Source organism: Dysgonomonas sp. BGC7 (genome assembly GCF_001261735.1).
Classification (GTDB): domain Bacteria; phylum Bacteroidota; class Bacteroidia; order Bacteroidales; family Dysgonomonadaceae; genus Dysgonomonas.
Genome location: NZ_CVRP01000006.1, coordinates 39,379 through 55,415, shown reverse-complemented (window position 1 = coordinate 55,415; position 16,037 = coordinate 39,379). Strand labels below are relative to the sequence as shown.

General features: G+C 33.9%; 12 protein-coding genes. 8 read left to right on the top strand and 4 right to left on the bottom strand.

Features of this window, described 5'->3' with window-relative positions:
• The first annotated feature begins 4 nt into the window (after positions 1 to 4).
• From BGC7_RS03985 to BGC7_RS03960, 6 genes are all read left to right on the top strand, one after another.
• The gene (locus BGC7_RS03985; protein WP_050700275.1) at positions 5 to 3,106 is read left to right on the top strand and encodes a type I restriction endonuclease subunit R; all 3,102 of its coding nucleotides are present in this window, start codon (positions 5 to 7) and stop codon (positions 3,104 to 3,106) included.
• Complete coding sequence (locus BGC7_RS03980) at positions 3,106 to 3,801, top strand: M48 family metallopeptidase (RefSeq protein WP_050700274.1); 696 nt, start codon at positions 3,106 to 3,108, stop codon at positions 3,799 to 3,801. The genes BGC7_RS03985 and BGC7_RS03980 overlap by 1 nt, the downstream gene beginning before the upstream one ends.
• An 11-nt stretch (positions 3,802 to 3,812) precedes the next feature.
• Positions 3,813 to 6,527 carry a P-loop NTPase fold protein gene (locus BGC7_RS03975; RefSeq protein WP_050700273.1) on the top strand — a complete coding sequence of 905 codons (2,715 nt, stop codon included), beginning with the start codon at positions 3,813 to 3,815 and terminating at the stop codon, positions 6,525 to 6,527.
• A complete protein-coding gene (locus tag BGC7_RS03970; RefSeq protein ID WP_050700272.1) occupies positions 6,521 to 8,908 on the top strand; it encodes an amidohydrolase family protein in 2,388 nt (795 codons plus the stop codon). The genes BGC7_RS03975 and BGC7_RS03970 overlap by 7 nt, the downstream gene beginning before the upstream one ends.
• A 2-nt stretch (positions 8,909 to 8,910) precedes the next feature.
• Complete coding sequence (locus BGC7_RS03965) at positions 8,911 to 10,278, top strand: Fic family protein (RefSeq protein ID WP_050700271.1); 1,368 nt, start codon at positions 8,911 to 8,913, stop codon at positions 10,276 to 10,278.
• A 645-nt stretch (positions 10,279 to 10,923) separates the two neighbouring features.
• Positions 10,924 to 12,156, top strand: coding sequence for a site-specific integrase (locus BGC7_RS03960; RefSeq protein WP_050700270.1), 1,233 nt, complete (start codon positions 10,924 to 10,926; stop codon positions 12,154 to 12,156).
• A 61-nt stretch (positions 12,157 to 12,217) separates the two neighbouring features.
• On the opposite strand, the gene BGC7_RS03955 is transcribed toward BGC7_RS03960, so the two are convergent.
• The 4 genes from BGC7_RS03955 to BGC7_RS18285 form a co-directional block, all read right to left on the bottom strand.
• The gene (locus BGC7_RS03955; protein ID WP_050700269.1) at positions 12,218 to 13,171 is read right to left on the bottom strand and encodes a hypothetical protein; all 954 of its coding nucleotides are present in this window, start codon (positions 13,169 to 13,171) and stop codon (positions 12,218 to 12,220) included.
• Between the two features lie 114 nt (positions 13,172 to 13,285).
• Positions 13,286 to 13,567 carry a helix-turn-helix domain-containing protein gene (locus BGC7_RS03950; protein ID WP_050700268.1) on the bottom strand — a complete coding sequence of 94 codons (282 nt, stop codon included), beginning with the start codon at positions 13,565 to 13,567 and terminating at the stop codon, positions 13,286 to 13,288.
• 3 nt (positions 13,568 to 13,570) lie between these two features.
• Positions 13,571 to 13,855 (bottom strand): DUF3876 domain-containing protein, encoded by a 285-nt coding sequence (locus BGC7_RS03945; protein ID WP_050700267.1) that lies wholly within the window; start codon positions 13,853 to 13,855, stop codon positions 13,571 to 13,573.
• Positions 13,856 to 13,858: 3 nt separating this feature from the next.
• Complete coding sequence (locus BGC7_RS18285) at positions 13,859 to 14,020, bottom strand: helix-turn-helix domain-containing protein (RefSeq protein WP_369799072.1); 162 nt, start codon at positions 14,018 to 14,020, stop codon at positions 13,859 to 13,861.
• Between the two features lie 458 nt (positions 14,021 to 14,478).
• Here BGC7_RS18285 and BGC7_RS03940 point away from each other — a divergent pair, with 458 nt between their 5' ends.
• The gene (locus BGC7_RS03940) at positions 14,479 to 15,516 is read left to right on the top strand and encodes a hypothetical protein (RefSeq protein WP_050700266.1); all 1,038 of its coding nucleotides are present in this window, start codon (positions 14,479 to 14,481) and stop codon (positions 15,514 to 15,516) included.
• Between the two features lie 3 nt (positions 15,517 to 15,519).
• Positions 15,520 to 16,032: a hypothetical protein gene (locus tag BGC7_RS03935; protein ID WP_050700265.1), complete on the top strand. Its 513-nt coding sequence runs from the start codon at positions 15,520 to 15,522 to the stop codon at positions 16,030 to 16,032.
• Positions 16,033 to 16,037: the final 5 nt, after the last annotated feature.

The following is a 16,037-nucleotide window of genomic DNA, read 5'->3' as shown; positions in this document are numbered from 1 at the left end:
ACCTATGGATTCTCACATTGGCGAAAAAGAAATTCGGACACAGAAACGTTTAATCGGACTATTCGAGAAACGTTTAGGTTATACTGTTCTGGGCGATTGGAAAGATCGTGAAAATAGTAATATCGAAGAAAAACAGTTGAAGAAATATCTAAAAAAGAAAGGATATTCCGATTCCGAAATAACTAAAGCGATCATAATTCTTAAACGTGACGCGAATGATTTGAGCAACGGCTTGTATCAAGCCAATTTGAGAGTTTATAATCTTTTACGTTATGGAGTAAATATCTTACCGGAGGTGGGTGAGCAAAAGAAATACGTTCATTTGATAGATTGGAGCAATCCGCACGAAAATGATTTCTACATAGCAGAAGAAGTAACCATAAAAGGAAGAGAGAAAGCAACGAAACGCCCAGATTTGGTTATTTATGTCAATGGGATTGCTTTAGGTGTTATTGAATTAAAACGTTGCACGAGTTCAGTCCACAATGGTATCCGTCAAAATCTGGACAATCAGAAAGATGCTTTTATTCCTCATTTTTTTACCACAACGCAATTCCTTTTTTCAGGCAATGATACAGAAGGATTATATTATGGAGTAATTGATACACCCGAGAAATTCTGGCTTCGTTGGAAAGAAAGTAATCCTGAAGAAAAAAATGAATTGGACAGAAGTATTCTTCAGGTCTTCGATAAAGATCGCTTCTTAGAGCTAATTCATGATTTCATTATTTTTGATGGAGGACGAAAAAAGGCATGTCGTCCCAATCAATACTTTGGTGTAAAAGCAGCACAACCCCGTGCTAGAAGTAAAGAGAGTGGAATAATCTGGCATTCTCAAGGTTCAGGTAAAAGCTTAACAATGGTATGGCTTGCACGTTGGATTCATGAAAATATAGATGATGCACGTGTAATAATCATAACTGACCGCGATGAGTTAGACAAACAAATCGAAAATGCGTTCAAAAATGCAGGAGAAGAAGTAAAAAGAGCTAAGAGTGGTTATCAACTAATTGGTATGCTGAATAATGCCAACCCTTGGCTTATTTGTTCACTTATTCACAAATTTGGGAAGGGTTCAGCCGATGAAGAACAAGACTTATATGGTAGAAAACGTCGAAAACCATTGGATAGATATTTGGAAGAAGTTGTAAATTCACTACCAGCCGATTTTAAAGCTAAAGGCAATTTATATGTGTTTGTAGATGAGTGTCACAGAACTCAAGGTGGTTACATGCACGAAGCCATGAAAAAAATCATGGGCGATGATGTTATGTTGGTCGGTTTTACAGGAACTCCATTGTTGAAAACGGAGAAAAAGACTTCGTTAGAAACCTTTGGTAGCTATATCCATACCTATAAATTTAATGAAGCGGTAGAAGATAAAGTTGTTTTGGACTTACGTTATGAAGCCCGAAATGTGGAGCAATATCTTGGTAATAAAAACAAAATAGATGAATGGTTTGAAAAACGGACATTAGGTCTTTCTAATGTTGCCTCGGCTATATTAAAACAACGTTGGGCACGTATGGAAAAACTATTTAGCAGTAAGGAACGAGTACAACGTATTGTTGCTGATATCTGTCAAGATATGGATACTAAGCGAGCATTGGCAGGAGGTTATGGTAATGCTATGCTTGTTGCCGACAGTATTTATCAAGCTTGTCGTTATTGGGAAGTATTTCAGGAAACAACATTAAAAGGATATTGTGCGGTTGTTACCAGTTATGGTGCAGAACTGAACGACATAAAAGGCGAATGTGTAGGTGAAGGAAAAACTGAAGAAGAATTCAAGTTTGATATCTACAAAAAAATGTTGGATGGTAAAACGCCAGAACAATATGAAGAATGGGCTAAAAAAGAATTCATAAAAAATCCGGCTTCAATGAAACTCCTTATTGTGGTTGATAAGTTATTGACCGGATTTGATGCGCCTTCGGCAACATATCTATATATTGATAAAAATATGGTAAATCATAATCTGTTTCAAGCTATTTGCCGTGTAAATAGAGTGAATGGAGAAGAAAAAGATTATGGTTATATTATAGATTATCAAGATTTATTCAACTCAATAGCCTCTTCTATTAAAGATTATACCACCGAAGCATTTGAAGAGTACGACCAAGAAGACATACAAGGACTACTTACCGATCGCCTTCAAGAAGGTCGAAAAGCACTGGAAGATGCATTACAGGCAGTTGTTACATTGTGCGAGGTTGTTTACCCGCAAACTCGTGAAAAGTTTTTTGAATACTTCGTTTACAGCGAATCAACTCCTTATGAACTACAACCACAAGAGAGAGAGGACAACGCAGAAAAACGTGATAAGTTATATAAGCTAGTGAGTAATCTGGTCAGAAAATACATTGACATTGCTAATGATATCTATGCTGCCGGATATACTCAGGAAGAAGCATCTAAAATGAAAGAGCAGGTTGATTTTTATAATGATCTGAAAGATGAGATTAAACTTAAAAGTGCCGATGCTATAGACCTTAAGATGTACGACCCTGCTATGCGTCAGCTAATTGATGCTTATGTCAGAGCCGATGATAGTGAGGAATTATTGGTGTTTAATGATACTTCATTTCTTGATTTAGTCGCAATGGCAGGAGAGAATGCTTTTGGAAAACTACCTAAAGGAATTCGAAATAATCTGAAATCGATAGCAGAAACTTTGCAGGCAAACATGCGGAAGGTTTTCATTTATGAAAGACCAAACAATCCCGCATACTATGATAAATTATCAGATATTTTGCAAAAGTTAATAGATGAAGTTAAACAAGGAAAGACGGATTATAAGGAACATATCAAAAAGCTAATTGAGCTTGTTCAGAACAATAAAAATAAAACTCAATTCACATATCCGGAAAAGATAAAGACTGATGCGCAAAAAGCGTTGTATGATAATTTAGACAAAGATGAAGAATTAGCATTAGTTGTACACAATAGTATTCTTACAAATGCAATGGACGGATGGAAAGATGGGGTTCCACCGACAAAAACAAAAAAAGTAAGGCGGGCTATCGCTAAGGTTATGGAGTTGCAAGAAGATGATGAGAGAGTTACTGATATTCTAAACATAGCGAAAGGGCAAGGAGAATATTAATGGAGCGAATAGTTGTAAATAACATTCCGATTGAAGTCGAATATAAAAAAATTAAGAATATTCACTTATCAGTTTATCCTCCTAATGGAAGGGTGCATATTTCCGCACCGGAAACGATGAAACCCGATTCCGTTCGCTTATATGTCATTTCAAAGCTAAGTTGGATAAGTAAGCAAAAAGAAAAAGTCCTTCAACAAGAAAGACAAACTCCAAGGGAATATGTATCTGGAGAAAACCATTATTTCAAAGGACAGCGCTACCGTTTAAAAGTCATATATCACAAAGACATACCTAGAGTTGAATTAGGTGGAAAGTTTTTTATTAACCTTTATGTGAGAGAAGATGCAACAGTCGCTAAACGAGCAGAAGTCTTGAAAGAATGGTATCGAAAAGAGTTGAGGGAAACTTTATTGCCTTTGGTTGAGAAATGGTCGCAAATATTGAATGTATCTCCTAAGCATTGGGAGATAAAACAGATGAAAACAAGATGGGGAAGTTGCAATACTCGAACAAAAAGACTGCTCTTTAATCTTGAGCTAGCTAAAAAGCCAACTCATTGTATTGAATACATTGTTGTTCACGAGCTTGCTCACTTAATTGAGCGACAACACAATGATCGATTTATTTCAATACTTAACACCCATTTGCCTCAATGGGGAGTGTATAGGGATGAATTGAATGAATTTATAGTGTAAATAATAATATCATGGGAAACATTGAAATAAAACTCATAGAAAGCACCAATGCAAAACCGTTTGACGAAAACGAACTAATTCATAAAGGGGAGTTTGATAAAGTCAAGAGGTGGATAGAAAAACGAATAGAAATAGCTTTACAGAAAAGGGAGAATGACAGGTGTCTTACAGAAGAAGAAAAAGAGAACAAAAAAGTACGTCTTCATGATACTATAACTATATTAGGTAGCAGGGGAAGCGGTAAATCAACATTTATCTATAGCTTATTAGAATATTATAGAAAAGAAAAAAATGTTGTCGTTATCAATATCGATCCGACATTAATAGAAGAAAAAGGCCATGTCTTTCTGACTATCTTATCCCAAATAAAAAAAGAGGTTGATAAAGTATTATCAAAAAGTGATTGTAATCCAGAGAGTGAATCTTATCGCAAGAATAGAACTTGGAGACAAAAACTTAAAGATCTTGCAGCAGGCATACCTTCTCTGGATAAAATTGGTCTTGGCTATGAAAAATGGCAGGATGCTGAATTTATTATGGATAAAGGATTGAGAAGTGTTAGTGCAGCAGTAAGTCTTGAATCCGATTTTAATGAACTATTGGAGATAGGACTTGAAATACAGGATAAAAAAGCCTATCTTCTTGCATTAGACGATATCGATATTGATTTTCAGAAAGGCTGGCCAGTATTAGAAATTATTCGGAAATACTTAACATCACCATATATCATCACTTTATTAAGTGGAGATTTAAAGCTTTTCTCCAAAGCGATCAGGAAACAACAGTGGAAAAACTTTGGGAAAGCCTTATTGAAAAACGAAGGAGAACAACTGAAAAGAATGTCGGACTATGACGATTTAGTCACAGAAATGGAAGGGCAATACTTACAAAAGGTTATGCAACCTCAACGAAGAATTCATTTAACGACGATACAGGAGAAAATAAATAAAAGTGGAAAAGATAAAATAAATATTTACGTAGAAAGTAAGAACGATCCAGCTAATCGCATAGATAAATACTATGATATTATTCTGGAAAACTTCGGGATTAAAAATACCTATCAGAAAGAGGCTTATCGCTCGTTCCTATTAGGATTACCTATTCGTACCCAGATACAGTTTCTTTTGGAACTGAAAGAAAATCCACTTGAGGAAGCGGATGTGACTGACGCCTTCTTAAGTGATCTCTATGAAAAAAGAGTGGATATAGGTACTGCAAAAGCTAATCTTAAATACCTTAATACTGTCATATTAAAATTATTGCTTCAGGAACATACCTTAGAAGAGGCATACCAACTTCAACCAACTACTACAGATGGAAGCCGAAACAGTAGTTTAGCGGCTTTAAGCTTTCTTTTCAGTCAAAGAAGTACAGACAATGCATATTTAATTTTTGATTACTTCATACGAATTGGCTATATAAGAAATCTATCCAGTGTCTTACCTTATCAAAAAGATACAGACTCTGCATTAGAACCCTCTATTGAGAGTCTGTGTAAGCATTCTTCAATATATTTCGATAGGGTTTACCGGGACATATTGGGATCTATGACCGCTTATATAAGGGCATTTCTTAATATTGAAAAAGAAAATAAATCATCCTGGGGTGGAACAATCCCTATTTACGCGCCCAGCGAAAGTGCTAAGGGGAGTGGGGATTTAAGCATGAGAATAGATTATGTATTCAAAGATGAACCATTATATAAAAGACAAATTGCTTTCATTCCTGTTAGCATATCTCAACCTAATGACAAGCAAGCCTCATTTACAACCTATTCTGTATATCTATTATTAGCTGCGATAGGAGAAATAATTAAACAAGATAAAGAAAGTGCTGATTTAGGTAAAACTCTTGGCGAATTATCTCAGATACGGAGCTATGGCATGCCAAATTTTAAATATCATTCTATTTCAGAATATCCAGACGAAGAAGAAAAAACCGAAACTGAGTCAAAAGATAAAACAGATACCCGCCCTTCTAATCTAATTGATAGTCTTACAATCTGGATTAAGGAATATCCTAAATATTATGTAGTATCTCCTCATGTGTTAGGAAAAATATCTACAAGATTGTTTTATGCCTTAAAAAATCTGGAAGATACAGAAGAGATAGATAACTTAGGAGATGCGATGCATAACCGTATTATCATACTCTATAATACAATATTAGTAGAAGAAGCAAGAGAATTTATTGGAACAATGTTAAGTAATGATAATCCCCGAGATAATATACGTATTTTTAAAGGAAATATGGACAAAATAGATTCTGATGATTTAAAAAAACTCAAGCTATTTAGATGGATATTCTCTTGCCCATTATTTATTTCATTTATTGATAATGATAATGAATATATCAAAAGCATAAACAAACAAATAAACAATACAGAAACTAAAATCGCATGGACAGAATCAATATATTCAAACCTTAAGAAAGTGTCAATTTTAGGGAAGAAAAAAATAATTCAAAATACAGAAATGAATTCGCATAGGTTTAATTTTTCAATCCCAGCCAAGTTGCCGAATTTTTCTTATGGAACAGAGAGTATAAAGGAAACTGTAAATCATCTGAAAAAGAATAATATCAGCTATGATGATTTTATGAATCAAAAAATAGATATACTTATTCCATATTTAAAAAAGCTCTTTAGTACAAATGTTAGAGAACATCCCATTAAAGAAGCACGGAAAAAAATATCTGATCCTAAGAATAATATACAGCCATGGTAACCTCTTCTATTATAAAACATCTCCTATCCGACAAAGACTCTTTATCGGATTATATCAATAAAAAACTTCCTGTATTTAAAGATGTTAAGCGGAGATTACTACTGCTTGAACGTCAGGAGAATCGGCATATACCTGATCACTATTATCGTTTGAACCAAGAAAAGAGTTTGGATGGAATAGAATCATTAGAAGGTTTAATAAGGATTGGGCTTTACCGTTTGGCTAAAGAATACTTAGAATTAAGGGATAACAGGATACATGTACAACAGCAAAAGCAGAACGCCTGGCAGGAACTGATTACCTATATTCCACCTCTAGTTTTACAAATGGCTTTTCTTCATATCGAGAAGCCATTCTATAATAAGAAAATAGAAGGGATAAGGGAATATTTCAGAGAATATATATTGCCTAATGCAAAGTATACTGCTTTACCCTATCCCTATATTCCTCAAATTGAAAATTACATAAAAGAGAAAAGCGGATTACATGATCTGCATATGCATCTCAACGGTTCTACAGAAGTGGATATAGCTTGGCAGGATTTCTTATCAGAACCGGATAAGGTGTATGAGGAATTACTGGAAAAAGAGGATGATTCCTTCGTTCGCGAGCAACTGGAACAAGAATCTTATCTAGGTTCTCCATTGGATTTTAGAAACTTACTACAGTGTGCAAGAAGCCTCCGGGAGTATTTCTTCAGTATGCTTTATTCCTACTCAAAAGAATTTGATTTTAGTAAGATAGATTCCACCGAAAAACTACTGGCTAATATGCTTGACTCTCAACACGGATCTATCCATCATCCATTTGCTGACCTAATATGTGAGAATGGTAGCGATGCCCGGTATCCGATGGCTGTGGAAGGATTGATGTATATACTCGTGTTTAATTACATAGAGGACAATCCGAGAGAATCTATAGCATCCCTACTGCATTTCTATTTGCTTATACTCGGTTTATCAAACAGGCTTCTAGTGCAACAAAATCATCAGTTTGGGTTTGAGCAATTCCAAAAGCTAACTGTAAATGAATTAAGAGAATATAGCGAAAAGTCATATCGAAACAGATTCTTGCAGCTACACGGAAATGAACAGAGGAATATTTGTTTTTTAGAGGGACGTTTTTCTCCTAAATCTACGGAAGCAGAAAATGTAGATTTGTTGAATTCAATTGATTCGGGATGGAAATCTCTAATAAAAAATTTAAAAGCCGAGTTGAAATTACCTGGTGAAGAACTTCCCCAACTGAAACTTATTGCACATTTTATAAAAAAGAAAGAAAATAGCATTTCCAAAGAGATAAGGCATAAAAGCCTTCGTTATGAAGTTTGGTCGAAAGCACAGGTTTTAGCGTTGTTGAAAAATCATTATCCAGATCAAATGAAAAATGTGGTCGGGATTGATGCTGCATCAAGTGAATTTGATGCGCCGCCGGAGGTATTCGCTCCCTCTTTCCGCTACCTGCGTCGTAAGGGATTCAGACATTTCACCTACCATGCTGGAGAGGATTTTTTTCATATTGTCAGCGGATTGAGGGCAATCTATGAAGCCGTTGAATTTAATAATTTATCCTATGGGGATAGGATAGGGCATGCCACTGCTATGGGAATATGTCCTGATGTATGGATTCGTAACGTGGGCAATAAACTATTTATACGGCAAGGTGGTTATTTAGATGACCTCTTATTTACTTATCATCTTATTATATCGAAAGATAATGAACTGTTAAAAGGAAAAATTCCTCTCCTGATAAATAGAATTCAGGAATTATCCTATCGGATATATAAAAAATCATATTCACTGGGAATATTGGAGTCGACTTGGTTATCACGACGCTTTTGTCCTTCCTTATTGTTCGCAGACTCAAAAGAAGATGCTAAGATTTTTGAAACCTTTGACGAACATGAATGGTGTGATATTAAGAAAGAAATACCCAATTCGCTCCACGATGAGCGAGTAGAATTATTAAGAAAATATCATTCAGAAGTCTATCGAAAGGAATACAATAAGATTATTGAAATTAAAACGGAAGAATTTTATAATCCGGAAGAATTACGGCAACTACAGCTCCAAACTCTTGCATTATTACATGAGAAAGAAATCGTAATTGAAACGCTTCCAACCAGTAATGTACGAATCGGACATCATTATAATTTTGACACATATCATCTTTGGAATTGGCTGAAATGGGAAAAAGAGGGAAAAGCGATACCTCCTATAGTTGTTGGAACAGATGATACAGGAATCTTTGCAACTAATATATATAATGAATATGCAAATATCTACTGTAACTTAATTACATCCAATAAAGTGAGCCATAATGAAGCGATGAAAGTGATTGAGAATTTGGATAAAAATGGAAGGATATATAAATTTACATAATCATGAGATCTGAAACTAACCGTATAGAATACAAACAGCAACTCACGGAAGATTTAGAAAAAGAAGCAATTGCTTTTCTGAATTACCAAGAAGGAGGTATAATATATATTGGAATCGACAAAGCAGGAAAAGTTATTGGCGTTTTTGATATTGATGGTGATATGCTCAAAATCAAAGACCGCCTAAAAAACAATATTATGCCGTCTAGTATGGGGCTGTTTGATGTGATAACAGAGAGTATTGATTCCAAAGATATCATTAAGATTACATTTGCAAGTGGAACAGAGAAGCCATACTATATCAAAAAACTCGGAATGTCAGAAAAAGGCACATTTATCCGTGTCGGAACGGCAGCAGAGCCTATGCCCGTTCGAATGATAGAATCTTTGTTTGCGAAGCGTACTCGCAACTCCATAGGTAAAATTAAATCTTTAAATCAGAATCTTACCTTTGAACAACTTAAGATATACTATGAAGGCTCAAAGAAAACACTAAATCAACAGTTTGCATCTAATCTGGAATTACTTACCGAAGACGGATCATATAATTATGTTGCCTATTTGCTGGCTGATGTAAATGGAATGTCAATAAAGGTGGCAAAGTATGATGGATTGGATAGAGTGGATTTAACGGAAAATAACGAGTATGGTTATTGTTCGTTAGTCAAAGCAACAAAGCAAGTGTTAGATAAGATTGACGTTGAGAATAAGACATTAGCAAAGATAACATCTAAAGAACGAGAAGAAAAGAGACTTTGGAATTCTGTAGCCTTGAGGGAAGCTATAATCAATGCAATAGTTCACAACGATTACACTTCAGAAGTACCACCTAAATTTGAATTTTTCGATGATAGAATAGAAATCACTTCGTTCGGAAGCCTGCCCCAAGGTATGACCGAAAAAGAGTTTTTTGAAGGATATTCTGTTCCTCGCAATAAAGAATTAATGCGCGTATTCCGTGATTTGGATTTAGTTGAACATTTAGGTTCAGGTGTTCCTCGTATTTTGAGAAGTTATGGGAAAGAATGTTTCAAGTTTACAGAGAATTTCTTGCGAATGACATTTCCTGCATCCCAGCAAGTCACCCAGCAAGTCACCCAGCAAGTCACCCAGCAAGTCACCCAGCAAGTCACCCAGCAAGTCACCCAGCAAGTTCAAGCCCTTATTAGTGTATTGAACAAAGAAATGAATCGTTTGGAAATACAAGAGAAATTGAATTTATCAGATAGAGAGAATTTTCGAGCGAAATATTTAAAACCTGCATTAGAACAAGGCTACATAGAAATGACAAAGCCTGATAAACCGAATAGTCGTTTGCAAAAATATCGCCTAACAATATTCGGTAAGCAGTTGAAAAATAAAATATTATAGGTATATTTTTTTCTGTTATCGCCGTAACAGTTACAGCGGTAACAGAAAGAATGTTGTTTTATAGACAAAACAAAAACATACTGTTTTTGTCCTATTCACAGAACAATAATTGCATCTTCCTATTAGTTTATTGTGTTGTGCAATTATTAGTTTATTATGTAGAAATCAATATTGTAAGCTGTTAATCAGTATATTAAAACACTGTTTTGGAGTGAAATTTCGAAAGAAGCCTTCATGGTTATGGATATTTTCCTTAACTTTGTATTTGAAATCATGCTAATAGCGAGCAGAACGATGAAAATAAATCGTATGCTAAATCGTGAGGGATTCCAAATTTAGAAAATAATAAAATACTGGTTGTCAATATAGTTGGAGCATTAGTTCTCTTCCTGGTGGCACCACTTTTAGAGAAAGCAAAAAGAAGTAAACTCCTGAAGTTCAATAGAATTCAGGAGTTTTTATTTTCGCCCAATACGCAAAAAACAGTAAATTTAGACCTACTTTGGTGGAGCAAAAGGTGGAGCAAATTTAAGGATAATTCATCTCCACCTTTTGGCGTTATTAGTCATTGATTGGCAGTTATTTAAATCAATCAAACTTCACTCCATTTCCATAATTTTGTATCACTTAAAAAGTAGTAAAATGATGGAAAAAAATTCGTTTGCTGTTCTGTTCTTCCTAAAGAAAACTAAACTATTGAAAAATGGCGAAGCCTCTGTATGTATGAGGATTACGGTTAATAATGTTCGCTCTGAAACGAATATTCGTAAAAGCATTAACCCTGCTTTGTGGAATCAGGCAAAAGAATGTTCTCGCGGGAAAGACCGCAAATCAAACGACCTGAATAAGTTTATTGATGAAGCTAGAATAAGGCTGTACAATATTCATTACGAACTAAAGGAGGAAGGATTAGTCATCACAGCAGAAATTTTGCGGGATAAGTTCTTCTGCTTGGAAAAGAAAGAAGAACCTAAAACACTTATAGCCGTTTTTCAGGAGCATAACGATCGTTGTATGCAGTTAGTGGGGAAAGACTTTGCCTTGATAACTATACGCCGTTATGAAAGCTGTAAACGCTATTTAGCAGAACTGATCAAACTCAATTATAATCAAGACGACTTACCATTAAAGGATATTAACGGAGAATTTATTCGGGCTTTCGACTTCTACTTGAAAACAGAAAAGGACTGTGCTCAAAATACAGTTATCCGTTATATGAAGTGCTTGAAAAAGATAACCAACCTATCACTAGCCAATGAATGGATTGTAAAAGACCCTTTTATGGGGATAAAGTTTCAGGAGAAGGAAGTAAACAGAGAGTTTCTTACTTGGGATGAGTTGCAAACAGTTATAAACAAAAAGTTTGAATTACCTCGCATAGATTTGGTTCGGGATATTTTTATATTTTGTGCGTTTACCGGATTATCATTCATAGATGTAAAGCAACTTACATTAGAACATATAGTAAAAGACCGAGAGGGAAACTATTGGATTAGGAAGGCTCGTCAAAAAACAAAGAATATGTGTAATATTCCACTACTGGATATTCCGTTGGCTATTATAGAGAAATACAAAGGTTATCCCATTTGTGGAAAACGGAATGTATTATTGCCTGTTCCATGCAACCAAAAGATGAACTCTTACTTGAAGGAAATTAGCGATTTGTGCTGGATTAAGAAAAACCTTAGCACACATTCAGCCCGCCATAGCTATGCTACGTCAGTCTGCCTAGCCAATGGTGCTAGTATTGAGAATGTAGCTAAAATGCTCGGACATTCAGATATAAAAATGACTAAACGTTATGCTCGTGTGTTGGATCAGAGTATTTTGAATGATATGAAGAAAGTGGGGAGTAATTTGGTGGGAACTTCTGTATAATCTTCATCTCCAGAATAGTGTAAAGGTGCTTTTCTCTTGGAAGTTAGCACCTTTTTAGTATTTAGATATCTATAATCTTAATGAAATCGTAGGGTTTTAGACATATAGTTGGTATTCCAAGTTTATGATATGTTTCAGTCGCTTTATAATGACATTTATCATCTATTGTAAGAAAATATTCACAATGTGCTCCGTAAAATGTGTGTAATGAATCATCTATCATATTAGCAAACTTTTCATCAGACTTAAATCCTTTTATATCTAATTTAAAAAAAGTATCAGTGATTTGTTGGTTTTTATCATTATTGCTTGTTTTTGTTTTAGGTAAATATTTTTCATAAAAACTATCATTTTCTAAATATGAAGGAATTTCAGACATACTTTTATTAATATCTTTGAGTATTTTTTGCTGTTGTTTTAGGCGTGCCCGACTTTGGTTCATATATTTTTTAAGAGACTTGTATAGCAAATAATCTTTCTTGGCATTATTTGAAAATTGGTATAGATCTTCACACATTGCGAGAATATTCATATCTTCCTTTGTTTTTGGAAACATTGCTTCAAAAATCGGATTAGCTTTATATATATCCTTGAGATTAGTAGGAATTTTAATAGAACGTAAAAGATTTATTTGCTGTGCCCAGAGTCCAGTTTCATCCCATGAGCATAGATCTAAATAAAAATCTGGCAACGAATGACCATCCTTTATTGCCGAGTTAAAGAATTCTTTAACATCTCTATAATGCCATGTTGCACTATTACGTCCCCAATATTGTACAATGCATAAATCTCCTGTTAGGTATTTTAATATTTCTAAATGCCCATCTATATAAATAGAATTTTTTTTATATCCTCTTAATAAATCATTAATGTGTGCATTTGAATATGGACAAATGATATCTTTATTTAGTATGAGTCTCTCTATCTTATCAAAAATGAGAAACTCTTCATCAGATAAGCTGTCTTTCTGTTCAATTTTATTAAAAATATTCCAATCTATATAAACATATTTCATAACTACTTTATTTAGCTATACTTTTTAAAGATATATTATCACTTGTAAAAATACATATTAAAAAAGACCAAAGAGTAAAATCTTTGATCTTTCATAAAGGGATGATTTTATATATCAGGTTACAATACTATTCTCTACTAATTTTATCACATCAGACTGCCTATACAATATTTTGCCTCTAATCTGAATAAAAGGAATAATTCCTGTATCTCTCCAATTCTGTAAGGTACGAGATGAGATATGAAGCGTTTGGCAAATATCACTATTTGATAAGAATTTTTCTCCGTTTAGGTGTGGCGTTCGGTTTTTCATCGCTTGTTGGATAAGACTTGAAAGTTCAGCTAAAGCCGTGAAAAAAGAATCTATCTCTTTTGATTTTCTATTTAACATTTTCATATTTTAGTTACGTATATAGTCTCCCAAAGTAGAGATCGTTAATAAATCTAGTTTTGCATCGTAGCTGATAGCTGTTCTTTTCAGATTGTAGTTAATGAAAAGCCCACTCTCATCTTCCTGTATCTCATAAGTGGCAGGGTTTGCCTGCTTGCTCGTCTCGTTCATGTGGATAACACTTATTAAATATTGGGCATCATCCCTGTAAATGATAATTGTTGGATTAAGGTTGATACTTTCCCAATTACCCACCAACGCTCTCAAATCGATTGTATATTTTTCTTCTTTCATGGGCTACTTTTTTATTTGTGATTGACTGACTAACTGTTCTATGTCTGTTGTCTTGTAATAACATTTACGACCTATTTGAGAATAAGACAAAACACCCTTATCTCTATACGACTGTAACGTTCTGGGAGAGATTTGAAATAGTTCGCAAACTTCTGTATTATCTATTCACTTGCTACTATCATGGGAACTTCCACAAAGATTTTTGACTTGTTTGACAAAGTTTTCAAGATGCTGTGCCATCTGCTCGAAAGTCCTTTTCTCGATTGCTATAATTTCCATAATTCTGAATTTATTGATTTATACTTTTTATTCTCACGGCAATGATTTGCTGTAAAATAAATCAGAATTTGAATAGGTTTTTAGAATCGGGATGCTATGTCAGGTATTGGCTGTGATTGGCTTTATTCGTCAAAAGTTATTATTGGACAAGCGGTTATTCTGCGAGCTACCGCCCCTCCAAACAGCAGGTAGCTATAAGCGGAAATAACCGAACTTGGACGGTAAATAACTTTTGATTTAAGATGGTTCTGAATTTCTATATTAATAGATTGATCGTGTAGATAAAATCACTAGCTTTATGAGACAAGAAAAACCGAACGATAATAACAAAAACCTTAATTTCTATGCGTTCAAACAAGTGTTATTTATTTCTTATAGTATTCTTTGTAACTATAACATCTGCATGTTCACAAAACAAAAAAGTCGGACACAATAAGATTAATATAGAGACTCCTTATGTTTCTATTGAGATTGATACGATTGTATTACAAACAGAGAAAGAGTGTTTTGCAGCGATACAATTTGATGGAAAATTTTATGCATATGGGTTAGATAAAGGATATAATCTGTTTGCTTTCGATGAAGATGGCGACTTTATAGGCTCATCTCTTTTACCTGATAAAATAGATAGGCATTGGATGCTTAACTATGCCAAGAAAGATAATCAACTCTTAGTTGTAGATTATAGTCATATGGATATATCAATGTATCAGATAGATACAAAACTGAGCAAGCTCAAGAAAATTAAAAATTCAGAAGCCCCAATTTATGAAGATGAACAGTTTATCGTTCTAAAAACAACCCATGGAGAATGGGGTGGAATGGTCTATTTCCTAGATAAAAAAACTAAAAAAATATATAGAGGATATTCTAACGAAGCTATAAATGTGAACAAGTTCAATGGGAACTATTATGTAACAAACTATCTGGGTCATTTAATGGGTCATTCATCTGTTTATGAAATTAATGACCCTATAAAAATGGAGATTTTTAAAGGTACGAAGAATGACCTCATAAATAATAGGGCAGAGAGTAGTGAAAAAGAAAGGTATAAAATGGATGGATTGAGATGCCTTGTTGATACTTTTGATATGAATATTATATGTTCTTTTGTTCACAAAGGAAGAATGTTGCAAATGTGGAATGAATATCCTTCTTCTAATAAAGTATATCTTACAGAAATAGTTGACAATAAGCTAGAACATAGGTATACCTTTAATATTGAGACACAGGTAAACTATTTATACAATTTAGAAAAAGATAGACACTTCTTAAATTTTAGTATACTGCGAGAAGAAACGGAAGAAGATAAACTGTTTGGAACTATTGAAATAGACAATGAGAAAATAAAAATACATTTTCTTAAAACTTTATACCATTGAACAATGAAAATAGAAAAAGGATTTTATTACTCTTTCAAATTAAAATTTAGAAAACAGGAAGAGCAAGGGGTTGTTATAGATGAGGGTGAAGATTGGATTTTAACAAAGTATATATTCTCAGATTATATGGTCGATGGCTTTATACTTTTTAATAAGAAATTTATCAAAACCATTGAAAGAGGCGAAAACGAAATATTTTTTGAAAAAGTATTGAGTGCTAATAATAAGATGGATTTGCCATCTAGACTATCTATTCCTCTTTCAACAAAAAAGTTAATGAAATGGTTAAAAGATACGGAAACACCTTTCCAAATTGACGGAAAAGATGAATCGGTATGTTATATCGGCAGAATACTTGAAATTCTGAATAAATCTATAAGATTCAAAGATATATCAGCGAAGGGAATATGGGCTGACGGCTATGATTTATATAGAATGGATTCACTTATGATGATTTCTTTTGATACTGATTATATCAATTCCATAATAATATATGCAAATAGTCTAAAAGAGTAACTAAT

Coding starts and splice junctions, on each gene's coding strand:
- BGC7_RS03985 (WP_050700275.1), top strand. CDS start 5: ATGGATTCTCACATTGGCGAAAAAGAAATTCGGACACAGAAACGTTTA.
- BGC7_RS03980 (WP_050700274.1), top strand. CDS start 3,106: ATGGAGCGAATAGTTGTAAATAACATTCCGATTGAAGTCGAATATAAA.
- BGC7_RS03975 (WP_050700273.1), top strand. CDS start 3,813: ATGGGAAACATTGAAATAAAACTCATAGAAAGCACCAATGCAAAACCG.
- BGC7_RS03970 (WP_050700272.1), top strand. CDS start 6,521: ATGGTAACCTCTTCTATTATAAAACATCTCCTATCCGACAAAGACTCT.
- BGC7_RS03965 (WP_050700271.1), top strand. CDS start 8,911: ATGAGATCTGAAACTAACCGTATAGAATACAAACAGCAACTCACGGAA.
- BGC7_RS03960 (WP_050700270.1), top strand. CDS start 10,924: ATGGAAAAAAATTCGTTTGCTGTTCTGTTCTTCCTAAAGAAAACTAAA.
- BGC7_RS03955 (WP_050700269.1), bottom strand. CDS start 13,171: ATGAAATATGTTTATATAGATTGGAATATTTTTAATAAAATTGAACAG.
- BGC7_RS03950 (WP_050700268.1), bottom strand. CDS start 13,567: ATGAAAATGTTAAATAGAAAATCAAAAGAGATAGATTCTTTTTTCACG.
- BGC7_RS03945 (WP_050700267.1), bottom strand. CDS start 13,855: ATGAAAGAAGAAAAATATACAATCGATTTGAGAGCGTTGGTGGGTAAT.
- BGC7_RS03940 (WP_050700266.1), top strand. CDS start 14,479: ATGCGTTCAAACAAGTGTTATTTATTTCTTATAGTATTCTTTGTAACT.
- BGC7_RS03935 (WP_050700265.1), top strand. CDS start 15,520: ATGAAAATAGAAAAAGGATTTTATTACTCTTTCAAATTAAAATTTAGA.